This is a genomic window from Pectobacterium sp. S5, assembly GCF_051707265.1.
Lineage (GTDB): Bacteria > Pseudomonadota > Gammaproteobacteria > Enterobacterales > Enterobacteriaceae > Pectobacterium > Pectobacterium polare.
The window spans coordinates 67,265-91,781 of record NZ_JAULSZ010000005.1; the positions used below are offsets into that span (position 1 = coordinate 67,265).

At 51.9% G+C, this 24,517-nt stretch carries 22 protein-coding genes and 3 pseudogenes; 10 read left to right on the plus strand and 15 right to left on the minus strand.

The window, feature by feature from the left end; all coding sequences use genetic code 11:
* Window positions 1-12: 12 nt before the first annotated feature.
* The 4 genes and pseudogenes from QWJ20_RS17500 to cpxP form a co-directional block, all read right to left on the minus strand.
* Entirely contained in the window at window positions 13-3,756 is a 3,744-nt protein-coding gene (locus tag QWJ20_RS17500; protein ID WP_433993110.1) for a DUF4132 domain-containing protein, read from the minus strand.
* Between the two features lie 259 nt (window positions 3,757-4,015).
* Window positions 4,016-4,378, minus strand: coding sequence for a type II toxin-antitoxin system HicB family antitoxin (locus QWJ20_RS17505; protein ID WP_014917022.1), 363 nt, complete (start codon window positions 4,376-4,378; stop codon window positions 4,016-4,018).
* Window positions 4,375-4,455, minus strand: a pseudogene (locus tag QWJ20_RS17510) (type II toxin-antitoxin system HicA family toxin); the annotation flags it as partial. The gene QWJ20_RS17505 and the pseudogene QWJ20_RS17510, both read right to left, overlap by 4 nt.
* 245 nt (window positions 4,456-4,700) lie before the next feature.
* Entirely contained in the window at window positions 4,701-5,225 is a 525-nt protein-coding gene (gene cpxP / locus QWJ20_RS17515) for a cell-envelope stress modulator CpxP (RefSeq protein WP_103943770.1), read from the minus strand.
* 153 nt (window positions 5,226-5,378) lie between these two features.
* Between cpxP and cpxR the strand changes: the two genes are divergently transcribed.
* From cpxR to QWJ20_RS17535, 4 genes are all read left to right on the plus strand, one after another.
* The gene (gene cpxR / locus QWJ20_RS17520; protein ID WP_010281574.1) at window positions 5,379-6,077 is read left to right on the plus strand and encodes an envelope stress response regulator transcription factor CpxR; all 699 of its coding nucleotides are present in this window, start codon (window positions 5,379-5,381) and stop codon (window positions 6,075-6,077) included.
* A complete protein-coding gene (cpxA, locus tag QWJ20_RS17525; protein WP_039363412.1) occupies window positions 6,074-7,444 on the plus strand; it encodes an envelope stress sensor histidine kinase CpxA in 1,371 nt (456 codons plus the stop codon). The genes cpxR and cpxA overlap by 4 nt, the downstream gene beginning before the upstream one ends.
* Before the next feature lie 193 nt (window positions 7,445-7,637).
* On the plus strand, window positions 7,638-9,812 hold the full coding sequence (locus QWJ20_RS17530) for a hypothetical protein (RefSeq protein ID WP_226292568.1): 2,175 nt from the start codon (window positions 7,638-7,640) through the stop codon (window positions 9,810-9,812).
* Window positions 9,782-10,582 (plus strand): DUF3142 domain-containing protein, encoded by an 801-nt coding sequence (locus QWJ20_RS17535; RefSeq protein ID WP_336861743.1) that lies wholly within the window; start codon window positions 9,782-9,784, stop codon window positions 10,580-10,582. The genes QWJ20_RS17530 and QWJ20_RS17535 overlap by 31 nt, the downstream gene beginning before the upstream one ends.
* A 10-nt stretch (window positions 10,583-10,592) precedes the next feature.
* On the opposite strand, the gene QWJ20_RS17540 is transcribed toward QWJ20_RS17535, so the two are convergent.
* Window positions 10,593-11,057, minus strand: a complete 465-nt coding sequence (locus QWJ20_RS17540; protein ID WP_010308737.1) for a tRNA (cytidine(34)-2'-O)-methyltransferase — start codon at window positions 11,055-11,057, stop codon at window positions 10,593-10,595.
* A 196-nt stretch (window positions 11,058-11,253) separates the two neighbouring features.
* Here QWJ20_RS17540 and QWJ20_RS17545 point away from each other — a divergent pair, with 196 nt between their 5' ends.
* Window positions 11,254-11,550: a hypothetical protein gene (locus tag QWJ20_RS17545; protein ID WP_105879855.1), complete on the plus strand. Its 297-nt coding sequence runs from the start codon at window positions 11,254-11,256 to the stop codon at window positions 11,548-11,550.
* 13 nt (window positions 11,551-11,563) lie between these two features.
* Here the strand turns inward: QWJ20_RS17545 and QWJ20_RS17550 are convergent, their stop codons facing one another.
* The 9 genes and pseudogenes from QWJ20_RS17550 to QWJ20_RS17590 form a co-directional block, all read right to left on the minus strand.
* A complete protein-coding gene (locus QWJ20_RS17550; protein ID WP_010303205.1) occupies window positions 11,564-12,520 on the minus strand; it encodes an AEC family transporter in 957 nt (318 codons plus the stop codon).
* Between the two features lie 115 nt (window positions 12,521-12,635).
* Entirely contained in the window at window positions 12,636-13,385 is a 750-nt protein-coding gene (ugpQ, locus tag QWJ20_RS17555) for a glycerophosphodiester phosphodiesterase (protein ID WP_433993111.1), read from the minus strand.
* Complete coding sequence (locus QWJ20_RS17560) at window positions 13,385-14,458, minus strand: sn-glycerol-3-phosphate import ATP-binding protein UgpC (RefSeq protein ID WP_119889420.1); 1,074 nt, start codon at window positions 14,456-14,458, stop codon at window positions 13,385-13,387. The genes ugpQ and QWJ20_RS17560 overlap by 1 nt, the downstream gene beginning before the upstream one ends.
* A gap of 198 nt (window positions 14,459-14,656) precedes the next feature.
* Window positions 14,657-15,502 carry a sn-glycerol-3-phosphate ABC transporter permease UgpE gene (gene ugpE / locus QWJ20_RS17565; RefSeq protein WP_039474832.1) on the minus strand — a complete coding sequence of 282 codons (846 nt, stop codon included), beginning with the start codon at window positions 15,500-15,502 and terminating at the stop codon, window positions 14,657-14,659.
* A complete protein-coding gene (gene ugpA, locus QWJ20_RS17570; protein ID WP_010303217.1) occupies window positions 15,499-16,386 on the minus strand; it encodes a sn-glycerol-3-phosphate ABC transporter permease UgpA in 888 nt (295 codons plus the stop codon). The genes ugpE and ugpA overlap by 4 nt, the downstream gene beginning before the upstream one ends.
* A gap of 72 nt (window positions 16,387-16,458) precedes the next feature.
* The gene (gene ugpB, locus QWJ20_RS17575; protein WP_010303220.1) at window positions 16,459-17,793 is read right to left on the minus strand and encodes a sn-glycerol-3-phosphate ABC transporter substrate-binding protein UgpB; all 1,335 of its coding nucleotides are present in this window, start codon (window positions 17,791-17,793) and stop codon (window positions 16,459-16,461) included.
* A 429-nt stretch (window positions 17,794-18,222) separates the two neighbouring features.
* The gene (locus QWJ20_RS17580; RefSeq protein ID WP_040032721.1) at window positions 18,223-18,639 is read right to left on the minus strand and encodes a hypothetical protein; all 417 of its coding nucleotides are present in this window, start codon (window positions 18,637-18,639) and stop codon (window positions 18,223-18,225) included.
* Window position 18,640: 1 nt separating this feature from the next.
* A pseudogene (locus QWJ20_RS17585) lies at window positions 18,641-19,335 on the minus strand (hypothetical protein).
* Between the two features lie 116 nt (window positions 19,336-19,451).
* A pseudogene (locus QWJ20_RS17590) lies at window positions 19,452-19,621 on the minus strand (DeoR family transcriptional regulator); the annotation flags it as partial.
* A gap of 210 nt (window positions 19,622-19,831) precedes the next feature.
* On the opposite strand from QWJ20_RS17590, the gene QWJ20_RS17595 reads away from it, so the two are divergent.
* Both QWJ20_RS17595 and QWJ20_RS17600 read left to right on the plus strand, forming a co-directional pair.
* A complete protein-coding gene (locus QWJ20_RS17595) occupies window positions 19,832-20,257 on the plus strand; it encodes a type II toxin-antitoxin system RelE/ParE family toxin (RefSeq protein ID WP_048329422.1) in 426 nt (141 codons plus the stop codon).
* A complete protein-coding gene (locus tag QWJ20_RS17600) occupies window positions 20,208-20,537 on the plus strand; it encodes a helix-turn-helix domain-containing protein (protein ID WP_010303241.1) in 330 nt (109 codons plus the stop codon). The genes QWJ20_RS17595 and QWJ20_RS17600 overlap by 50 nt, the downstream gene beginning before the upstream one ends.
* Window positions 20,538-20,560: 23 nt before the next feature.
* Here QWJ20_RS17600 and ygbI read toward each other — a convergent pair whose 3' ends face one another.
* Window positions 20,561-21,322: a DNA-binding transcriptional repressor YgbI gene (ygbI, locus tag QWJ20_RS17605; protein ID WP_010303245.1), complete on the minus strand. Its 762-nt coding sequence runs from the start codon at window positions 21,320-21,322 to the stop codon at window positions 20,561-20,563.
* Window positions 21,323-21,660: 338 nt separating this feature from the next.
* On the opposite strand from ygbI, the gene ltnD reads away from it, so the two are divergent.
* From ltnD to otnC, 3 genes are read left to right on the plus strand one after another with little or no spacing between them, the layout of a single operon-like run.
* A complete protein-coding gene (gene ltnD / locus QWJ20_RS17610) occupies window positions 21,661-22,575 on the plus strand; it encodes an L-threonate dehydrogenase (RefSeq protein ID WP_014917036.1) in 915 nt (304 codons plus the stop codon).
* Complete coding sequence (gene otnK / locus QWJ20_RS17615) at window positions 22,572-23,846, plus strand: 3-oxo-tetronate kinase (RefSeq protein WP_433993112.1); 1,275 nt, start codon at window positions 22,572-22,574, stop codon at window positions 23,844-23,846. The genes ltnD and otnK overlap by 4 nt, the downstream gene beginning before the upstream one ends.
* A complete protein-coding gene (gene otnC / locus QWJ20_RS17620; protein ID WP_433993113.1) occupies window positions 23,843-24,499 on the plus strand; it encodes a 3-oxo-tetronate 4-phosphate decarboxylase in 657 nt (218 codons plus the stop codon). Before otnK ends, otnC begins: the two co-directional genes overlap by 4 nt.
* Window positions 24,500-24,517: the final 18 nt, after the last annotated feature.

Genomic DNA, 24,517 nt, shown 5'->3' on the forward strand with positions numbered 1-24,517 from the left:
TCCATAATCGGATTACCAAGGCGTTTTGCTTTCCCAGTCGGCATCGTATCCCGAGCAGGCTTCTGCGGCTTTCAGGTAATCGGCATAGCTTTCTGCCAGTAAAATGGGCGGGACATCCTGTAATGCCAGATTGTTACGATCCCAATAATTTTGCTGATTTTTCTCAAAGCTCAAATCAAACAAGACCGCTGGAATATTTTCTTCTGGCACGTAGCTACCGCTAAACCCAATATTGACGTACACATTCAAACTACTGAAATGCTTATAATAATGGCTAAACGACCCACCATCTTCCGCTGGCGCACGCTGGTATCCCATCTTGGTTAAGACGCCGCGCAGCGTGAACGTATCGGTCAACCACCCTTTTTTATCCTCAATTTCAACCCGTTTACGATCGAGTTCAGGCAGCATGTTCACCATCTGCGAGAACAAGAACGTCACTTTATAATCCTTAAAGTGCGCGAGCCAGGCTTCACGCGTCTCGTTATCGACAATGGCGGCATGCGCAAGCTGAATCATCGTGCCGTCCGATAATTCCACTTCATCGTCTTCAAGATTAAGTAAGCAACCGTCATCCGTCGGCCTGAAGGTATTGAGCACCTGCTCATCCTTCACTTCTTGCCACACCAGACGCTCGATTAACGGACGCATCACAGGATGACCCATGATGTAAGTCTGCCAGTCTTCACTCGACCATTGGCGCTGAGCACACATCGATTCATACAAACGTGCGGTTTGCAGGTCGATCACCTGTTTCAGCTCTTTTTTGCTCGATGAGAACAGCTTTTTCGCTTCTTTTATCTGCTCTTCGTTATCCGTTTTACGCGCCGCAGGCAGGGCTTTAATCTCTTTCCCTTCCGGGTTCAGGAGCACCAACTTCTGTTTGCTGTCCATGCGTGCGGTAAAGATCCGCTCCCCGTATTCCAGCACCAGCGAGCCCGTTTCATCCAACCCCGCCGTAGGGATCGTGCGGTCGGCCAACTCATCCGCACTCCAGCCATTGCGGTCGGCAATCTCTTTGACTAGCTCACGCGCCTTTTCCTGAATCGCCGCGGTACGGTAGCGGCGTGAAAGTGAGAGTAACAATTGGATAATGAGCGGATCGTCGCTAATCGCCATCGCGCTGATCATCGCTTCAATCTGTGAACGACGCTGATAATGGTCACGCGTGTAATTGCGTAATGCGGAGACGGCAACATGGCCCTCGATACGACCAATCAACGCCAACATACCTTTATCCGCGATGGCAGAACCTAAATAGCGCCGCAAGACTTCATTCTTTATTTCCTCAGCCGCCTGCTCCAGCGTGTAATGCTCATATTTTTGGTAATACTCAGGGTAACGCTCAAGATAATACTGATACGTTTTTAAACGTGCGGGCGCATCCTTATGCGCTTCCAACATCGCGTCTTCCAGCGATGGGTTTTTTACATCCTGCGTGATGAAGGAATGTAAAACAAAATGGCCCAGCTTATGCTGGCTCTCTTTGGCTAATAGCCCGACATAGCGTTGCAATAACGTGTTACCTGCGGGCATTTTTAATTTCACCGCCAGAATGATCCACCATTTGATAATGTCGGCATCGACGGCCTTGCCGTTTTCCCATTTCAATGGCGGTATCGCGTTATAATCAAACCAACTCATGCTTGCAGGCGGGCTTGCTTTCAATCCCTTCAACGCTTCGTCACGCAATACCTTTTCGGACAAATACGGTGAAATATCCTCACCAAACTGCTCTAACGCCGCCAGCAATGCGGCTCGGACGGTTTCTCTCTTCTCTTTTTTTAACAGTGCATAAAGCGGCGCGATGCTGTCTTTATGTTTTATCCGCGCAAGCCATTCAATCGTGGTAATACGGATTTCTTGTTTCGCGGAATGTAGGCTTTCCTGCGCATTCACATGCACGTTCGGCAATTTTTCAAGCAACTTCTGCGCACTCACACGGAACGTTTTATTCTCGCCTAACGCCAGTTCCATAATGCGTGGAATAAGCTGCGCGGGGATAGCAGGGAATTTATCAAGCAGCTCAAAGGCCTGACCCAATTCAAATTTGCGATATTGGCTGTCACTCTTATTCGGCAATAGCCCCAACGCTTCGGCGATATAGTCTGGATGTTGAGAGAAAAAAGGCCAGAGCTGTTCCGGTTTAGGGAATAGCCTCAACCCATGATTATAAGACTCTAAACATAACGACGCGGCGATCCGTGCAGGTTCTGGGCATGCCAGCGCCTGCAAAACACCTTCAATTTGTCGTAATTCCAATCCTGCAACAATATGAGCGGGTGCTTCATGTTCTATTCGAGCAGTGCTTAGATTGAAGTGCGCATACATGTTGCCAAAAATAATTCTCATAGCATGGTAAAACGTAAATTCAGGAAGATTGCTAATACGTTTTTTATATTTAATAATGCTAGTATCTTCACTAGATAGTTTATGATTGCCATGATTAAGCTTATCAACCAAATTACGGCAATGCTCAGCATTCAATTTTTTTAATTTAGCATAATGATCTTGCGCCCATTTGTATTTGTACGCATTCGATTTATTTTGCTCTATTTCTTTTTCCGCATTTACTCTTGCCGTTTCTACCATCTCGATCAGGTTTTCGACAAGAATATCTTTTGCGCTTTCAGGCAACGGCGTATCGGCCAGCAGCGTGAGTTCAGGTAATTCAGGGAGTGCCATATCTTGTGCCGTATCAACAACGTCAAAACGTGTAATAGCACTTTCGATACTTTTTATTACTGCCTTACTTTTTTCTAACTGTAACGCCTGTTCTAAAATATCTTTATTTTCGCCTTGACGGGCAAAGAGATCGGCAGCCTGAGATCGCTGTTTTGGCGTGCCGTTAAATAAGATATCACTCAGGTATTTTTTGACATCATTAGCGGGAAGCGTATTCAGCAGCGGTTCAGCTTCGCTGCGCACTGTTTTTTTCTGATCCATTGCTAATTTAACAATGACATCTGAGAAAAAAACACGCAACACTTCACGATCGGACAAGTATTTCAGGAACTGAATCAGGCCGAGTGCAGAAAGTTTGTCCACTAGCATCGTGCGGACAAACTGTGCATGACTTTCGATGTATGTCTGCAAATCAGGGAGTTCAAAGAAAAGCGCTAACTCCGAGCTATAGTATTCGCCTATTTCCTTCCGATCAAAAATAGCAAATAAAATATTCTCGCCGTTCTCATCATGCTGTTCACTAGCAACCAGGTCAGCGAGAAGTTGAACACTCCAGTCAGCACGGTGCTTTAATTTCAGCTTTTCATTAGATGTGCTTTTCAACGTAGTGGCCAGCGCATCACAGAGCAAATAAACCATCCAATTTGGTACTTCGTCAGTTATTATTTTTATATTTTTATTCTGACATGCCGCAGCTAATACTTTCGCAAAGCGTACCGTTTGTTCGTTTGTTAACCCTTGGCCTACCATGGAATAGAGTTTATAACGTGCATTCCTTGCCTGCCTGATTATTTTACTATATTCACTGGAATTAAAACTATTATTTTGAACATAGTACCAGTCAACCGAACCCGGCTTGTCCAGAAGGACGATTGTTTTATCAGAATCTAACTGATTTAAGGCATAAAGAACCTCAGGTTCGGTGCCCGCCATGACATAATGAAATATTTTCTTCGGCAACGTTTTATCAAGTTCTGCAAGCGGTAAGAGAGATTCTTGCAACAAATTTTCCGTCGGCGTTACTTTCTTATCACCAAAAATCGGCAACAGATCGAATAATTTTTTTATCATGTCAGCACCTGGTTATGTATAGATAAACAGTAATTTTTTAACATGATTTGTGATTATTCTCAATTTCAAAATTCATCTTTTTTTACAAATTTTAATTTCGCTTATTGTGATTTACATAGTGAATAAATCCAATTTATTTGAATCTTATCCAAAATTTTAGGTGAAAATAGAATTGGTTGAAAATATCGCAATATTAATGAAAACATCAGAAATTACGTGGCTATTTTCAGATAAAAAAACCCGCCGAAGCGGGATATTGTCAAGCCTGTTTCAGGTGTTCGCTAAGCGTTTCAACAATAAACGTATTCACTGAAATTTGACGTTCAGCGGCCGCAATGGTCAGTCGTTCCCCGAATGATTCAGGGTAACGGAGGGTAAATGTTTTCACCTTCTCTTCACGCTCGTAAGGTTCAATGCCATTTTCCTGACAGTCTTCCAGATATTCGCGTAGCGAAATTTCACCTTCGCTTCTCAAGCCATTAATACTGTCGGCGACAAAATCACAGTAGCCAGATAAACCAATAAACTTACCACGGAACATACCCATTTCCGGTACGTAACTGATAATCGCTGGTTGTCCAGAAACAACCATCGTATTTGGTGTGTTGAGTGCTTTCGTCATGGTTTTACTCCTATACTTTCCAGCCATTCACGCAGGCTAACCAGTGCACCTTTATCAGTATCCGGTGACGGATGAGGACACCGATCCCATGATGTCATTTACTGAAGTCAGTATAGACACCGCAAATATGAAGTCAAATAATGAAGTCAAAGCACGCTATCTGCTTTAAAAAATCCCAAAAAAAAACCCTCCATCATGGAGGGCAAAAAGACAGGGATGGTGTCTATGGCAAGGAAAAACAGGGTGTGTACCTACTACACATTACTACTCGGACTGCACTACGCTTACTACAGACTACAGACTACTTACTACACTAGCGCTACTACTCGGGATTCTTTGTCTCGGCATGGCTTGTCGTGCCTGGTGCTGGCGCGGCCATCTGGTTAAACATGGATATCTGTTGCTGCATCTCTTTCATGCGTTGCTTATGCTTCAGCTCTAATATCTCTTTCTGCGCTGGCGTCAGCAGGTTATACATTTGGTTGCGCACTCGGGTCATCTGAATCTGACGCTCAAGCTGCACACTCATCATTCGGGTTATCTGCGCTCGCACCGCCGCTTCATCAAACGTTTCTGCCGTCACCAGCTTATGCATGGCTTTAACATCTTCGGCATTAAACGCCGGTTTGTCTTGACGACTCTGGTGCATCAAATCACGCATTTGCTGACGCTGTTGCTCAGTCAGCCTCACGCCATCGAACATACCTTGCTGGCCGGGTGCGCCTTTTGTGGCGGAATCATCGATATGCCAGCCGCTCGCCGGGGCGTCTCCACTTTCTGCTGCAAAGGCGGTAAAAGTGCCTAACATAAGCAGTGAAGCAAGAGATAAGGTTGCGAACTGTTGCATCAATAACTCTCCAGAGCGGTACGTCATTTTGTGAATCAATGAACAGGAGTCTACGCATCTTGCTGCAAACATGCGTCAGAGGATGTAAAACTACGTAAAGTCATGGAATAGCGCTAATCTATGTCGTATTTTGCCCTTGGAGGTAGAGAAAACATGAATAAAATTCTGCTGGTTGATGACGATAGAGAGCTAACCGCTTTACTGAAAGAATTGCTCGAAATGGAAGGTTTTAACGTCGTTGTCGCCTACGACGGCGAGCAGGCGTTACAGGTATTAGATAACACCATTGACCTGTTATTACTGGATGTGATGATGCCGAAGAAAAACGGTATCGATACATTAAAAGAACTACGACAGCAGCATCAAACACCGGTCATTATGCTGACCGCCCGCGGCAGTGAATTAGACCGCGTTCTTGGTCTGGAACTGGGGGCCGATGATTATCTGCCGAAGCCCTTTAACGACCGAGAACTGGTGGCGCGAATCCGCGCGATTCTCCGCCGTTCCAACTGGACCGATCAACAACAGGCGGGTGATAACAGCGCCCCGACGCTGGAAGTCGATGGCCTGCGTCTGAATCCCGGACGGCAGGAAGCCAGCTTCGACGATATCGTGCTGGATCTGACGGGCACCGAATTCACGCTGCTCTATCTGCTGGCACAGCGGCTGGGACAGGTGGTTTCACGCGAACATTTAAGTCAGGAAGTGCTGGGGAAACGGCTGACACCGTTTGACCGCGCGATCGATATGCATATCTCGAACCTGCGCCGTAAATTGCCAGAACGCAAGGACGGTCTGCCTTGGTTTAAAACGCTGCGTGGACGAGGCTATTTGATGGTATCGGCTGCATGATCAATAGTTTGACCGCTCGTATTTTTGCCATTTTTTGGTTAACGCTGGCGCTGGTACTCATGCTGGTTCTGATGGTGCCCAAGCTGGACTCGCGCCAGCTTACCGCCTTGCTGGAAAACGAGCAGCGGCAGGGCATCATGCTGGAACAGCACATTGAAGCCGACCTCGCCAACACGCCAGCCAACGATCTGCGCTGGTGGCTACGGCTGTTCTGGGTGTTGGAGAAGTGGGCTCCGCCGGGACAGCGCCTTTTTCTGGTCACCAGTGAAGGCCGGATCTTCGGCGTAGAAAAGCATGAAACCCCGATTGTGCGTAATTTTATCGGGCTGTCGGATAACGCCGATCATCCGCAAAAGAAAAATTACGGCCGCATTGAGCTTCTCGGTCCTTTTGCGATCCGCGATGGTGATGACAACTACCAGCTTTACCTGATTCGTCCTGCCAGCAGCCCGCAGTCCGATTTCATTAGTCTGCTGTTTGACCGTCCTTTGCTGCTGCTAATCTTCACCATGCTGATCAGTTCACCGCTGCTGCTCTGGCTTGCCTGGAGTCTGGCGAAACCTGCACGTAAGCTCAAACACGCGGCCGACGAAGTTGCCAAAGGCAATTTACGCCAGCACCCTGAGCTGGAGTCTGGCCCGCAAGAGTTTCAGGCGACGGGCGTCAGCTTTAACCAGATGGTCAGCGCATTGGAGCGGATGGTCACCGCACAGCAACGTCTGCTGTCGGACATCTCGCATGAGCTGCGCACGCCGCTGACACGCTTGCAACTGGCAACAGCGCTGCTGCGTCGGCGTCAGGGTGAAGGCAATGAGCTGAACCGCATCGCGACGGAAACGCAGCGGCTCGACAGCATGATTAACGATCTGCTGGTGCTCTCACGCAATCAGCACAAGAACGAGCTAACTCGTGAGTTCCTGCGTGCCGATGAACTGTGGGGCAATGTGCTGGATGATGCCGCCTTTGAAGCCGAGCAGATGGGGAAAACGCTGGAAGTGCCCTATCCTCCGGGGCCGTGGACGCTCTTTGGCAACCCTGCCTCGCTCGATAGTGCGCTGGAAAATATCGTGCGCAACGCGCTGCGTTATTCTCACAACCACATCGAAGTGGCCTTTTCGGTGGATAATCAGGGCATCACCATCAAAGTGGATGACGATGGCCCCGGCGTGAGCCCGGAAGATCGCGAACAGATTTTCCGCCCCTTCTACCGTACGGATGAAGCGCGTGACCGCGAATCCGGCGGCAGCGGTTTAGGGCTCGCCATCGTGGAAACCGCCATTACACAGCACAAAGGCTGGGTAAAAGCGGAAGACAGCCCACTGGGCGGATTGCGCCTGATCATCTGGCTGCCGTTGCATCAGCGGTAAGTCGGGCGAGAGTTTTTCCCGCCACCGACGTTTCCCTCGATAACACGCTCTCAGGTGCCCGACATGGGCACCTGTCACTTTCTGTTTATCTTCTCAAGGTTATACTGGATTGAGTTTTTTAGGCGATTGCGTAGAGTGATCGCCACTCATGCCGAAAACAGGCAAGACCCGTGTTGAATGAAGGATACAAACCATGAAAGGAGTAACGCTGCTGGCTGGCGTACTGACCGCGCTAATGAGCAGTCAGGCATTCAGTTCCAGCGATGGAGTGTGCGGCTTTTCCGACTCGGAATGTGGCGTGTCCGCCCTGCCCTATTTGCAGCCGGGCAACGACACGCGTGCTAACCTGATGCTGCTGCAAAGCCGTCTCCACAACATGTCGCTTCCGTTACCCCATCCTTTACCCGATCAAACGCGTTCACGTATCGACCCTTTCACAGCCTACCGGGTCATGGGGATTGCGGCCACGGAAGAGGTTCCTTCGTCAGGTTCAGCGGAGGATATCACGGCAGATGCGCCTTACCTTTCAACGCTGAATAAAGCGAAGCAGCTTAACCTTCCTTTAGCCGTTCAGGGCACGATCTCCACGTTTTCGCCTGACGATAACGAAGGACGCCATATTTCCAATGCGCTCTCCACGCTGGAAGCATTTTTCGATGTCCTGCTGGCTGACACACAGCTTACCAATGAGCAACGCACGCTGCTGGCACATCAGCGGGTGAATCTCCTCAACCCGCTGTATACCAAAGAGGCACTGAACGAGGGTCTTGTAAGCCTACCGGACGAAGGGCATGCCGGCGCACTCATGCAGTATCTGTTCTCGGTTCTCGCGTTTTATCAGGGTCACTTTGATGAGGCGGAAAGCGGCTTTGAGGCACTAACGTCTTCATCGCAGCCGTGGGTAGCGGAAACCTCGCGCTATATGTTGATTCGCGTGGCGATCAATAAAGCGATGGAAAACGCGCTTGATGAATACAACATGTTTGATGCCAGTAAAGCCGATAAAGCGGCTGCACAGCTGGCCGTTCAACATATTGGCGACTATCTGAAACAGTATCCAGACGGGCAATACATCGAGTCCGCTAACGGGCTGTACCGCCGCGCTTACTGGATTCTGGACGATGTGAATGCCTTAGCGAAAATGTACCAACACGAGTTGAACAACACCGCTGACGTCGAAGCACTCCTTGAGTTGAGCGACGAGATCGACAATAAGCTGCTGGAAAATCGGCAGTTCACCAGCGCACCGGGCAGCCCGCCATTGACGATGGTGCAAGATCTCAAGCGCTTGCGTTCAGATGAAGGCTGGCTGGCATTACCCGCCTTATCTGCTGACGAGCTGACCGCGCAGAAGCAGCTGTTTGAGCAAGGCAACATGCAGGACGCATTCAGCTACCTTCAGGCGGCACAGCTGTTTTATGGTCAAAAAGATTACGCCGCCGTGGTTAACAGCGTTCCCGCAACACAGGCGAAAGATCTGACCGATACCGTACGTTTCAGCCTGCAAGTCTTACGCGGTCGGGCGCTGGTGCGTCTGGAGCGCTGGGATGAGGCGGAAGCGCACTGGCGTGAGTTGCTAACGCGCAATACGGGGTACACACAAAATCAGTTCCTGCAACTGGCGCTGGCGGAAACGCTGGTCAAGGCGGGTCATCCAGAGCGGATCTTCGCCGCCGACAGCCCGGTGAAAAACCTGCGTTTCCGTTCCGCCGTGCTGAAAGTCAGCGCCAACGCCGAGCTGCTGCGTCAGCAAACGGGCCCACAGCAAACCCATGAAGAACGGGCTATCGCGCTGCATACGCTGTTAACCAAGTCGCTAACTCACGGTGATTACGCCAGCTATCTCAAAGATGTTCAGTTGAGGAAAGACATTGCGCCGCTGGTCAGCAGCGAAAATCAAAGCTGGAATCAGGAAGATCTGACGGCATTTGACTGGGACGGCAGCGACACCGAAGAAGACTATCAGTGCCCGGCGCTGAATGACGTGGTCACGACGCTAAATCAACGCCCTAATGACGCTCGGTCGATTAACTGCCTCGGCGAATTTTTCCTGCGCACCAATAACAGCGTAGGCTTCGACTGGGGTGAAGGCAGTATGTTGAGCGGACTCACCAACGCGCCAACGCAGTTCGTCGGTACCGAATATAACCGTCTGGATGGTTACATGCGGGTGATTGCCGATCCGAAAGCGCCGCCGGAAGACAAAACCTATGCCCTGTATCGCGCGGTCTACTGCTATGCGCCGAGTGGCTATAACGACTGCGGCCCACAGGATATCAGCAAGGCAACCCGCAAAGCCTGGTTTACCCAACTGAAAACCAAGTACAAAGGCAGCGTGTGGGCAGACAAGCTCGATTATTACTGGTAACGCCGTTAGTCGTGCTGGCCGGCCTGTTCTCGTTCTGTACGCAGGCCGCTTCCGTTAACGTTGCACCTTCAGCCATCAACGCTGCGCACGCCATCGTCGACGCGACGCGCTATCAGGACTTCTGGCTATGGGCGGCGGTGCGACCCCAGCCGATTCTGCATCAGGCGCAGACGCTGTACCTGCATCAGGGTGAAGTGGCGCGCCGTCAGGGTAAAGTCGTGTTCCTGCGTCAGGGGATTCCGCCCAGCCAGTTGCGCGTTAACCGCGTCTGGCTGGCTTTCCGCATGACCACGCTGGAGCTTTCCGATCGCCACCTGAACCGGATACTAAAATTACGGGAAAAGTGGCAGCGTCAGGGGAATCAAGTTGCTGGGATTCAGATCGATTTTGATGCGAAAAGCTATCAATTGGCAGGCTATGTCGCGTTTCTGACGCAATTACGCGAGCGTTTACCCGAAGATTGTCAGCTCAGTATTACAGGGCTGCTCGATTGGTCGAAAACTGGGGATGTGTCGGCGTTGAACCGCTTACAGGGCAAGCTGGATGAAGTGGTGGTGCAGACCTATCAGGGACGCAGCACCATTACCAATTACGCTGAGTACCTGCCTGCACTGATGAAGCTGACCCTGCCTTTCCGGGTCGGGCTGGTACAACACGGCAAGTGGGAACCGCAGTGGCAGCAGCGCCTTGCCACTTCACCGTATTATCGCGGGGAAGTGGTGTTTCTGGTGAATCCGCCCCTGAAAAAATCCGTCAACGGCAGGCTGTAGCAAGCAATAGCTACAGGCAACCGCCGAAACCATTTTGCCGCCAGGCTTCATAGCTGATGATCGCCACGGCATTGGACAGATTCAGGCTGCGGTTATTAGACTGCATGGGAATGCGGATACGGAAATCCGACTCAAAGCCGTTACGAATCTCGTCTGGCAGGCCGGACGTTTCCGATCCAAACAGCAATACATCATCTGGCTGGTAGGTCGGCTGATCGTAGGGACGGCTGCCTTTGGTCGTACAGGCGAAGATGCGTTTGCCGGGAACCGCAGCCAGAAAATCCTGATAGTTTTTATGACGGCTGACGTTCGCCAGATCGTGATAATCTAGTCCCGCACGGCGCAGCTTTTTCTCTTCAAAATCAAAACCCAGCGGTTCAATCAAATGAAGCGTACAGCCGTTGTTGGCCGCCAGTCGGATAATATTGCCAGTGTTCGGTGCAATTTGAGGCTCATAGAGCGCGATATGGAACATGAGATAGCGTCAACCACGAAGAAAAATTCCGCCGCAGTATAACGCATTCCCACGGGGCAGCCCAAAACCTGTGCACGCAGGATTGCGGATTACTCTGCACGACGTTTTCATCCACAACGATTACACTTAAGTGAATACATCAGGATAATGTGCTGATGAAAACACGATGCGGGCATACGGCCTGTGTGGAGGTTTAATGAAACACCCTAAGACACTATTGGCCTGTGCTGCCCTGCTCGGCCTGCCGCTTCTGGCGAGTGCCAATACGCCGCAAGCGCCCACGCCTCAACAGCAGTTTGAGAGCGGTATAAGCAGCCAGAAACAGTTGCAGCAAAATATGCAGCAGAACCAGAAATTACAGCAACAGCAGTTGAATAATCAGCTCCAGCAGCGCAACCAGCAGTTGCAGCAACAACGCCAGCAGCAGCTACAGCAGGATTTACAGCGGTCACAGAGAACCACGCCGCCACCGCCAATTAAGCAGAATCCCTGATGCGATGGCGGCCTTATAGCCGCACACCCATCAGCGTTAAAATCAACGGCGTGGTTAACGCCGCCATCGCCGTTGATAGCAGCAGGCTTGATGCGACCGGGCCGCCCAGCACATCGAACTGGCGCGACATCAGATAGACGTTGACGCCCACCGCCATCGACCCCAGCAACACGACCGCACGCGTTTCCATTTCCGGCAGGCCGAGCGCGATAGCAATTCCCCAAATTACCAGCGGCTGTACCAGCAGTTTGATCGTACAAATCGCCGTGCTGATCTGCCAGCCGTCACGCACGCGGTATTCTGCCAGCCCCATTCCCAGCGCTACCAGCGACAGCGGTGCAGCAATCTGTCCCAGCATGGCTAGCGGCTGATCGACATACGACGGCAGCGGCAGGCCCGTCAGGCTGAATAAGGTCCCGGACAGAATGCCAATAATCAGCGGGTTCTTCAGCACGCCCAGCGCGGTTTTGGTAAAGCCCTGTAGCGACAGCGCCCCGTTACGCGCCCATTCCACCGACACCGTCACCAGCGTCCACAAAATAAGCCCGTTAAACACCACCACCAGCGCAACCGACGGGATTGCCTCTTCACCCAGCATCAGCGTAGCAATCGGCAGCCCCAGCATCACGTTGTTGGAGAAGATGCCGCTCAGCGCAAACAGCGAGCCGGAGACGCCATCAAGATGAAAGACTTTGCGCGCCACGATGCGGCCTAGGACAAACACCAGCAGGCAGCCGCCGAAAAAGGCGATCAGCAGTCGTGCATCCACCACCGGACGTTTGGAAAAATCCGACATCAGGCGGAACAGCATGGCGGGCATGGCGACGGAGAAGACAAAGCGCGTCATGCCATCGGTAACGGTGGTCGGCCATTTACCGTAACGAATCAGGCTATAGCCGAGCGCGATAAGAACAAAGAGGGGTAACGACAGAAAAATCTGGTGCCAAAGCGAAACAATAAATGCGGGCATGAAGCCACTTCCTTATTACCGGCACCAAGTCAGAAAGAAGGTCCCCGCATTATATTTTCTTACAGCAATATCAACATCGCCGCAGCTTGAAGTATGACGGGTATAGAGGCAGACCTCAGCCGGTCACGAAGTTAGCCCCGATTAAATCTATCCGGTCAGTACAGATACAGTCAACGCCCCAATCCAGCAAAGTTTGCGCGCGATCGGGTTGGTTGACGGTATAAACCAGAATGCGCAAACCGGCAGCGTTCAGCGCCGCGACGCGTTCTGCCGTCAGCAGCTTGTGATTCAGATGGATGGACACACACTCCAGACGCTGTGTTAATGCCAGCCAGTCTTCTTCCCACTCATCCAGCAGCAGCCCGCGCGGCAGTTCCGGCACCGCCTGCTGCGCCGCTTCCAGGGCTTCGATAGAGAACGATGACAGCAGCGGTGCTACCGGATGTTCGGCCCACAGCTGACGCGCCGCCAGCGCAATCACCCGTCCGGTTTCTGTTTCATATCCGGTGGTGGGTTTAATTTCGATGTTGGCCGCCATGCCGTACTGCACGCAGCGCTTTGCCACTTCCGATAGCAGCGGCAGGCGTTCACCGACAAATTTATGGCCGTACCAGCCGCCGACATCCAGCCCGACCAGCTTGTCCCACGGCAGTTCTCCTGCAATGCCCCAGCCGTTGCTGGTGCGTTCAAGCGTATCGTCGTGTAGGAGGAAAATCTGGCCGTCCTGCGACAGCTTGGCGTCAAATTCGATCATCTTGTGACCGAGACTGGCACCGACATCAATCGCCGCCAGCGTGTTTTCCGGTGCCAGTGAACCGCCGCCGCGATGGGCGACAATGCTCGGGTAAGGCCAGATTGTTTCCATTATTCCATCCGTAATCCGCTTTGCGAATCAAACAGGTGCCATGATGACGTCGGTAAGTGTAGCCAGAGCGTCGAGCCGATGGCGGGACAGTGCTCATAAGATAGCCGTGCGATCACGTTTTGCCCGCCCCACTTGCCGTGCGCTAAATTGTCCGCGCCCAGCAGTTCGAGTGTTGAAATCTGCAACGGGATACCGCCAGTTTCACTCGTCGCCAGCTGAATATGCTCTGGTCGAACCCCCAGCGTCAATGCTTTACCGCGCCATTGCGGCTTCGGTTCAGGCAGCGCCAGCGCGATGTCGCTACCGATTTCAAAACGGCAGCCGTCATCGCTAATGCGACCTGACCACAGGTTCATGGCCGGTGAGCCAATAAAGCTGGCTACAAACAGCGATGCCGGGCGGCGATAAATATCAGCCGGCGCACCGATTTGCTCAGCGATCCCTTTGTTCATGACGATCACGCGCTGCGCCAGCGTCATGGCTTCAACCTGATCGTGCGTGACGTACAGGCTGGTGGTTTTCAGGCGCTGGTGCAGTTGCTGTAATTCGAGCCGCATCTGTACGCGCAGCTTGGCATCCAGATTCGACAACGGTTCGTCGAACAGGAATACCGCCGGTTCACGCACAATCGCCCGCCCCATCGCCACGCGCTGACGTTGGCCGCCCGATAGCTCACGCGGTTTGCGTTGCAACAGCGGCATCAGTTCCAGAATTCGCGCTGCATCTTCCACGCGCTCACGGATCTGCGTCTTGCCGAAGCCGCGAATTTTCAGGCCGTAAGCCATGTTGTCGAACACGTTCATATGGGGATAAAGCGCGTAGTTCTGGAACACCATCGCAATACCGCGATCTTTCGGTTCCAGATCGGTGACCCGCTCGTTATCAATATAGATATCGCCGCTGGTGGTGCGTTCGAGGCCTGCCACCATACGCAGCAGCGTCGATTTACCACAGCCTGACGGCCCGACCATCACGACGAACTCACCGTCAGCGACGTCCAGATCGATAGGTTGGATAATCTGTGTTTTGCCATCGTAAGACTTGGTGACGGCCTGAAGTTTTAAACATGCCATAAGCGTTTCCGAAATTCGTCTCGATAAATCGCTGCTAAACCTGACGAGCGGTGCGGTGATAATGGGTAGATCGTAAAGACGCTGTGAATACATCCCTGTACGCTCGGATTGCGCCATCCATGGCGCAAACGCTTTACTCTTCTATCCCATTATCACCGTTCTCATTCTATGAAGAGGTTTACCAACGGTATGACCTATTTATTTTTCGCTGTCGACCAGACCGCGAACGAACCAGCGCTGCATCAGTAGCACGACCAGCAGCGGGGGCAACATGGTCAGCAGCATCGCAGCCATTACCTGATTCCACTGGGTCGCGCCATCGCCGGAGGCAATCATGCTTTTGATTCCGGCGACCGCAGTACCCAGACTGGCATCGCTGACAATCAGCAGCGGCCACAGGTACTGGTTCCAGCCGTAGATGAACGTGATCACGAACAGCGCCGCCAGATTGGTCTTCGACAGTGGCAAAACCATGTCGAAGAAGAAGCGCATCGGGCTGGCACCGTCGATACGCGCCGCTTCCATCAGCTCATCCGGCAGCGTCATAAAGAACTGGCGGAACAGGAAGGTCGCGGTCGCAGAGGCCATCAGCGGCAGCGTTAAACCGGTGTAGCTGTCCATCATGTCGAGCCGCGCGATCACTTCCACCGTCGGGAAAATACGCACTTCCACCGGCAGCATCAGCGTCAGGAAAATCATCCAGAAGAACAGATTGCGCAGCGGAAAACGGAAATAGACGATGGCGTAAGCGGACAGGATCGATACAGTGATTTTGCCTATCGTAATCGCCAGCGCCATCACGAAGCTGTTAAGCAGCATCAGCCCGAATGGCGTGGTGTTGTTGCCCGCACCGTGCAGCCAGATATAACGCAGGTTTTCCCACAGGTGGGAACCGGGGATGAGCGTCATCGGAGCCTGAAAGACTTCCTGATTATCCAGCGTGGCAGCGACAAACCCCACGTACAGCGGAAACAAGACGGCGAGAATGCCGACGATCAGCATGACGTGGCTGAAAATATCTAACCCGCGACGATTCTCAATCATTGGTAATTCACCTTCCGCTCAACAAAACGGAACTGAATCACGGTCAACCCGATAACCAGTATCATCAGTACCACCGACTGCGCCGCTGAACTGGACAGATCCAGCCCTGCGAAACCCTCACGATAAATTTTGTAGATCAGCGTGGTCGTCGATTGCACCGGTCCACCGGCCGTCGCGGCATCGATAATCGGGAAGGTATCGAAAAAGGCATACACCAGATTGACGACCAGCAGGAAGAAGCTCACCGGCGAGATCATCGGCAGCACCAGATTGAAGAAGCGCCGCACGGGGCCAGCACCATCAATCGCACCCGCCTCCACCAGCGAACGGGGGATCGATTGCAGCGCGGCGAGGAAGAACAGGAAGTTATAGCTAATCTGTTTCCAGACCGACGCCAGTACGACTAAAAACATCGCCTGACCGCTGTGCTGCGCGTGGTTCCACGTATAGCCCAGCAGCCCGAGAAAATGGGTAATCAGCCCCAGTCCGGGGTTAAACAGAAACATCCACAGCACGGCCGCGACAGCAGGTGCCACAGCATACGGCAGGATGATCAGCGTCTGGTAAAGGCGGCTGGCACGGATCACGTAGTCCACCAGCGCGGCCAGAAAGAGTGAAATCAGCATGCCAAACCCTGCCACCAGAAAGCTGAATATCAGCGTGGTGTAAAACGAATCGAGGTAGTAAGGGTTATTGAACAGCTGTCTGAAGTTTTCCATGCCGACAAATTCGCTGGATAGCCCAAACGGATCCAGATTCTGCACCGAATACCACAGCGCCTGACCAGCAGGCCATATAAAGAAAATCACGGTAATCAGCAGTTGGGGCAACACCAGCACATAGGGCAACCAGCTGCTACGAAAAACGGGGCGGGATGATGTCATGCGGTAACTCATTGCAAACAGAAAAGAAGCAGGCCGATTCCCTTCGGCCCGATATTACTCGACAAAAATGTATTACTTCGTCGACTGCTCGAAGCGACGCAGCAGCGCGTTACCGCGTTCTACCGCGCTATCCAACGCCTGCTGTGGCGTCTTCTTACCTGTCCATACGCTTTCTAATTCTTCATCCACAACGGTACGAATTTGCGGCATGTTGCCCAAACGCAGACCTTTGGTGAACGGCAACGGTGGCTTGTTCAACATCTGACGCGTGGCAATATCCGCACCAGGGTTTTTCTCATAGAAGCCCTGCTTCTGCGTCAGCTCATACGCTGCCGTGGTGATCGGCAGGTAACCGGTTTTCTGGTGCCATTCAGCCGCATTTTCCGGCTCGGCCAGGAACTTCATAAACTCAGCAACGCCTTTGTAGGTCGCGGCATCTTTACCGCCCATCACCCACAGGCTGGCTCCGCCGATAATGGCGTTCTGCGGCGCGCCTTTCGCATCGGCGTCATACGGCATCATGCCAACACCATAGTTGAACTTGGCGTGTTCGCGAATATTCGCCAGCGAACCGGAAGAGGCCGTGGTGATAGCGCAATCGCCGTTGTAGAACTTCTCGGTCGGCTCATCCTTGCGCCCGAAATAGGTGAAGTCACCCTTCTTGTTCATGTCCTGCAACAGCTGGATGTGTTTGACCTGCGTTGGCTTGTTGAATTCCAGCACGGCATCGGTGCCGTCAAAGCCGTTGTTCTTGCTCGCAACTGGCAGACCATGCCAGGCGCTGAAGTTTTCAATCTGAATCCAGCCCTGCCAGCCGCTGGCGTAGCCGCACTTCATCCCAGCAGCACGCAGTTTGGCGGTGTACTCAGCCATCTGCTGCCAGGTTTTCGGCGGCTGCTCAGGGTCTAAACCGGCTTTCTTGAAGGCATCTTTGTTGTAGTACAGCACCGGCGTGGAGCTGTTAAACGGCTGCGATAGCAGGTGACCGCTCTTCGCATCGGTGTAATAACCGGAGACGGTCGGTACAAATACCGACTCATCAAAATTAATGCCTGACTCTTTGAAGACTTCATAGACTGGCTTGATGGCTTTACTTGCCATCATGGTCGCCGTACCGACTTCATAGACCTGCAAAATGGCGGGGGCATTCCCCGCGCGGTAGGCCGCAATCCCAGCAGCCAGATTCTGCTCGTAGTTGCCTTTGTAGACCGGCACAATTTTTACATCGCTGTGCGCTTTGTTAAAACGGTCAGCCAGAGAATTCACTTCTTTCCCTAATTCGCCTTCCATAGAGTGCCAGAAAGGAATTTCTGTCGCGGCCTGCGCACTGGCGCTCATCAGCGCTAATGCCACACACGCCGCGGCGGTGCGAATAGCATGTGTTTTACGAATTGTGTTGTTGAACATGCCTGTCTCCTGCAATCAATTAAATGCGCCATCATCACGGCGTTTTTTATGCGAAGGTAAACATGACATGAGCGCATGACAGAAAAATAACTGGAAGATGACGGGAAAGTGACAGAGGGAGGGGGCATAAGTAAAGAATTCACTTATGCTACAGGAAATAAATTTTACAGGTTTTCACTAAACATGGACGACAACAGGAGTAATCAGTGGAGTAACGGCCTAAAAACCGAGCCTCAAGATAATGCTGACCGCAACTCTTTATATCACGCTATCTTGGCAGGAGATGAAAGCGGCGAAAGCCCATTGACGCTGCATGAAATTGCCGCGAATCAAAAGCGGTCTCATAACCAGCCACCATCGTAATGAAGGCTAGAGTAACGGTGTGAAACCATAAGGTTATATTAAACACTCTGACTACCACGATCAGGGCTATTTTCGTATGACATCAACGATAACGGTTTTAGGATCGTTGATGATTCCTATATGTATCGTTTTATCTGAATCCGTAGACTCCCAATACTCACCTGTCGTGTCTGTGTAGCTCAGCGTAAAACCAAGCGACGCTAGATAGCCGCGTATGTTTGTCGCATCATCGGTGTTTTGAAACGTAATATTGCTGACTTCCAACGCAGGGCCATCAACCGTTGTATAGCCAAAATCATAGAGAGAAGAAATGCGCGGGCTATTTTTAATGATGTCGTCTGTAAGCATTTCATACCGTCGAGTGTCCTGTTCTGTATAGCGAGAACTCCCCTCCGTCAGGATAACCATTGCAGGCCAATAATAGATAAGCGGAGAGGCAATTAGGATCGATATGACGAGTGGTATAATTATCTTTTTTTTCATGTTATTTAAAGAAATTTGTTGTGAGTTCAGTGCCATCGTAGGATGCAATACCTACATTTCCTGACGCAAAGTCATTATAAGGTTGTATTGTTTGCATAAAAGAGGGGAGAAACCCTAACCGAGGTTGAGCATAGGGCATAAGCTCAGGGTCCGGAAATAAAATAGGTCGGAATCCTATATTTTTAAAATTTCCGATAGGGCCATAGAAATCCCAGCGTTTTAATGCTTCTTCTTTACTCACTGGCCGTAATAAATAAAAAGGGTTAGGAGTAGAAACCACTCGGTAAAAACCTAATAAATCTGAAACAAGATCTTCCCCACTAAATCCACTATCTGTAACTAAATTAAATGGAAAAGAGGCCTGCATAGATTCAAACCGTTTCGCAACGGTGAGCATCATAGCAAGAGCAATGCGATGTCTTTCTTGAAGAGACCTTCCTTTTTTATCCGCCATTTAATAAACCGGCTGATAGTGACACTTCTTCTGAGCCCAATCATGCCTTGTTTATAGGTCACATCGTAGTATGGCATTCCGTCTTCATTATTCTCTCCGACATACATTTGTTGAATAATATCCTTAATATCGTCCCCTTTCGCATGGCCTAAATCAATCCAACCTAGCACCTCGGTATAAATCAAGCCATATGTCACACCAGAGGCTTGTCGGCCATCAATAATTTCACTACGCACGCTCATTATTTACATTCCTTTGTTTTTCATGAGTTTATTTAATTAATGACGTCACGATAATACGTTTATTTCCACATTGGACTCAAGGCGATAGTTAGGCCGTCCCAATTTGACTATCCCCCTCACCCCGCCACCAGCACCTCAACACCCATTTTGCTTAGCGCGTCTTTGGCGACGGCGGGCAAGCCGTCGTCGGTGATGATGCTGACGAATACGTTAAGCGGCGTGGCGAGGTGGGTGGCGATGCGCCGTATTTTGAGGTGTCACACAGCAGTACGCGTTTTCTGCTGGCTGAACATCACGGCGTTTTTTGGGCGAAAACAAACATGGCATGCGCGTATGACAGAAAAATAACGGGAAAATGACGGGGAAATAACAAAGAGAGGGAGAGGTAAAAGCACCGATTAAACATACTATTTCGTGCCACTACGACTGCGAACATTGTAGAAAACCCGTAATTTAGACTATAGTTATTATTACTAGTCATGTTTAAGGATGAACCGTGGCGGTATACACGACAAAGCTCTTCGATAAAAAACTAAAAAGCGAACTACTTTCAGACAGTTACCTTTGTGAGATTGCTCATGAGGTAATGAATGGTCGCTTTGAGGGTGACCTTGGCGGTGGTGTGATTAAGAAACGAATCGCATTGAATGCCGGAAAGAGTGCAGGAGCCAGAACTATCATCTTTTTCAAACTGGGCTCTAATCTATTTTTTGCCGATGGATGGAAAAAAAATCAGGTCAGGAAAGGTGTTAAAGAAATTCAGGATGACGAGCTAGCTGTTTATAAAGACATTGCTGGTGACCTACTTCAACTCACCGTTCAACAAATAGCTCAATTGGTAAAAGTGAAAGAACTACGAGAGGTGGAATGCGATGGCTGCAAAGATGAAAGAGCTGCAGGAAATGGCAAAAAGCCTGCATGAACACGGGGGTATCACTGATACCACAATGGAACGCATCAATAATCGGGTTGCAGCACGGGAATTCCGTGAACGCATCGAGCAAGCTCACGCAATGAGCGGTGCAGAAATTCAGAACATGCGTTCCCGTTATAAAATGTCGCAATCTTCTTTAGCTTACGCTCTCAATATGTCCGTTGAGAGCGTCTCAAAATGGGAACGGAATGAGAAGAAACCCTCAGGAGCTGCGCTACGCCTTCTCAATATAATCAACGAGAAAGGTCTGGATATTTTTGCCAGTTAGACAAACAGACATAAACAACCCCCTCACCCCGCCACCAGCACCTCAACCCCCATTTTACCTAGCGCGTCTTTGGCGGCGGCGGGCAGGCCGTCGTCGGTGATGATGCTGTCGAATACGTTGAGCGGCGTGGCGAGGTGGGTGGCGATGCGGCCGTATTTTGAGGTGTCGCACAGCAGCACGCGTTTTCTGCTGGCTTCCACCGCCGCGCGTTTCACCACGACTTTGTCTTCATTCGGCGTGGACAGCCCGCGCAGGCTCCATGACGATGCGGAGATAAAGGCGATGTCGATAAACAGGTTGCGCAGCGCCTGCGCCACCGCTTCACCGATGCAGGAGCGGTTTTCCCGACACAGCGTGCCGCCCGTGTGGATCATGCGACACTGGCTGGACTCAATCAGAAAGGCCGCGATCGCAAAGTCGTTAGTGACAATCAGCAGATCGTCGCGCTCGGCCAGTTCACGCGCCAGCGATAGCGTCGTGGTACCCGCATCCAGATAAATGCAGCTATTGAACGGGATATGCTGCGCCGCCAGCTTGCCAATCGCCTCTTTCTGCTGGCTGAACATCACAGATTTATCCTGATGCGATGGCTCAATCGCCAGCCGTTCAGGCGAGCGCACGCCGCCGGAGACGCTCAACAGCAGGCCGTCCTGCTCCAGTTTTTGCACATCACGCCGTACCGTCATATGCGACACGCCCAGCCGTTCGGTCAGCTCGTTAATGCTTACTGCGCCGCGCTCGGCGATCAGCGCCAGAATCTGTTGATGACGTTCTACTGGAATCACGCTGTCCGTTCCCTGTTTGATTGTGCTGGTCTGATAAATAGGGGGGCTGATAAATATTGTGAGAAATACCCCGTTTGATGACGATAATTATCATAAATTCACGTCATAAACCACGCCAGACATAACAACCTTTCTCATCACTCAATGCCAAAATAGAAATAATCGACTGATATATAAAGATAATAATGAAAACCATCTTCCCGATGGGGTTCAGCTACACTGAATCATCACGACATCAATGTTAATTTATGTGATAAAAATCACCACAATTTGTTCTGATAGTCCTTATATTTAACACCATAGAACAAAAAATCACTAATTTTAACAAGGCAACCACGATGAAAAAGACTTCTGATTATGCTGTCGCCGTTATCGGTCTGGGTTCCATGGGCTTTGGCGCTGCGGCGTCCTGCATCAACGCCGGCCTGACGACATACGGTGTCGATATCAATCCGCAAGCGCTGGAACGCTTACGTCAGGCGGGTGCGGCGCAGGCCGACACGCGTATTGATGCCTTCGCTGACAAGCTGGATGCCGTCGTGCTGCTGGTGGTGAATGCCGCACAGGTGAATGGGATTCTGTTCGGTGAACCGCAGGTCGCAGCAAAGCTCAAGCCCGGCACCGTAGTCATGGTGTCCTCAACGATCTCCGCGCAGGATGCCAAAAATATTGAGCAGCGTCTGGCCGAGCATCAGCTCATCATGCTGGATGCGCCCGTATCCGGCGGTGCGGTAAAAGCCGCTGCTGGCGACATGACGGTGATGGCATCCGGCTCCGATCTGGCTTTTGAGAAACTGAAACCCGTACTCGACGCCGTCGCAGGCAAGGTCTACCGCATCGGTGAAGAGATCGGGCTAGGTGCGACCGTTAAAATCATCCACCAGCTGTTGGCCGGCGTACACATCGCCGCTGGGGCAGAAGCGATGGCGCTGGCCGCTCGCGCCGATATCCCGTTGGATATCATGTACGACGTGGTGACCAACGCCGCCGGGAATTCCTGGATGTTTGAGAACCGCATGCGCCATGTGGTGGACGGCGACTACACGCCAAAATCCGCCGTTGATATCTTCGTCAAAGATCTGGGGCTGGTCACCGACACCGCTAAATCGCTCCATTTTCCGCTGCCGCTGGCCTCCACCGCGTTCAATATGTTTACCGCTGCCAGCAACGCCGGATTCGGTAAAGAAGACGACAGCGCGGTCATCAAGATTTTTAACGGCATTACGCTGCCGGAAAAGAAGGAGGCGCCATGATCAAGCTAGGTGTGATTGCCGACGATTTTACCGGTGCCACGGATATCGCCAGCTTTCTGGTGAACAACGGGCTGCCGACCGTGCAGCTCAACGGTGTACCGCCGTCCGATTTTAAGGTTGAGACGCAGGCCGTCGTGATTAGCCTGAAGTCACGATCCTGCCCAGCGGAGCAGGCGGTAGCGGATTCCCTCAAGGCGCTGGCGTGGCTGCAACAGCAGGGCTGCCAGCAGTTCTACTTTAAATATTGCTCCACCTTCGACAGCACCGCGAAAGGCAACATCGGTCCGGTGACCGATGCGCTGTTAGAACAGCTTGGCGAAACACAAACCATCATCTCTCCGGCGCTGCCGGTGAACGGCAGAACGGTCTATCAGGGTCACCTGTTCGTGATGGATCAACTGCTGTCCGAATCGGGAATGCGTCACCATCCTGTTACGCCGATGACGGACAGCAACCTGATGCGCGTCATGGAGCAGCAAGCTGCCGGGCGCTGCGGTTTGGTGCCGTATGCCGTGATGGATCAGGGGGCAGAGGCCGTCAAACAGCGTCTGGCGCAGTTGAAAGAACAGGGCGTTCGCTATGTGGTGCTGGATACGCTGAACGAACAGCACCTGCTGACGCAGGGCGAGGCACTGCGCGACATGAAGCTGGTCACCGGTGGCTCCGGCCTTGCCATTGGGCTGGCGCGTCAGTGGGCAGAACCCGCGACACAAACCGGTTCCGCAACCGACGCAGGTAAGCCGCAGTCCGGCGCAGGCGTTGTGCTGTCCGGTTCCTGTTCAGTGATGACCAACAAGCAGGTCGCCCACTACCTGAAACAGGCGGCGGGGCGCGCGATTGACGTCGCACGCTGCTTAGAGAGCAATGACGCTCAGCAAGCCTACGTTAAGGAACTGGCCAACTGGGTGAAGGCACACCGTGACGACACACTTGCGCCGCTGCTGTACGCCACCTCATCACCCGATGAACTGGCGCAAATTCAGCAGCGCTGGGGCGCGGAAGCCAGCAGTCAGGCGGTGGAGAAATTGTTTGCCGCCGTCGCTCACAAGCTTCAGCAAGACGGTTTCCAACGCTTCATCATCGCGGGCGGTGAAACTTCCAGCATCGTGGTACAGACGCTGGGCATCCACGCGTTCCATATCGGGCCGTCTATTTCTCCCGGCGTGCCGTGGGTGCGTTCGACCAATCACCCACTCTCTCTGGCGTTGAAATCCGGCAATTTCGGTGATGAAGACTTTTTTGCCCGCGCCCAAAAGGAGTTTGCCGTATGAGTGAAAAACACCACAGCACCGAAGCAGCCCTGAACCGCGAGCAACACGCACGCGCGGAAATGGTCAAACTAGGCGCGTCCTTTTTCCAGCGCGGCTACGCCACCGGTTCGGCGGGCAACCTCTCACTGCTACTGGATGACGGCACGCTGCTGGCAACGCCGACCGGCTCCTGCCTCGGCGAACTGGATGCCGAGCGGCTGTCCAAAGTCAGCATGAGTGGCGAGTGGCTCTCCGGGGATAAACCGTCGAAAGAAGTCAGTTTTCACCTGTCAATTTACCGTAACGATCCCGAGTGCAAAGCGATCGTTCACCTGCACAGCACCTATCTGACGGCGCTCTCGTGTCTGGAAGGGCTCGATACGCAAGATGCCATCAAGCCGTTCACGCCCTATGTGGTGATGCGAGTCGGTAAAGTGCCCGTCGTCCCTTATTACCGCCCCGGCGATGCGCGACTCGGTGAAGATCTGGCGAAGCTGGCCTCGCGCTATAAAGCGTTCTTGTTGGCTAATCACGGTCCCGTCGTCACCGGTAAGGATCTACGGGCGGCGGCGGACAACATGGAAGAGTTGGAAGAAACCGCCAAGCTGATTTTTATTCTCGGTGATCGAAAAATTCGCTACCTCACCGCTGACGAAATTACCGAGCTCTCTTGATGAGTGACTTTTTACTGA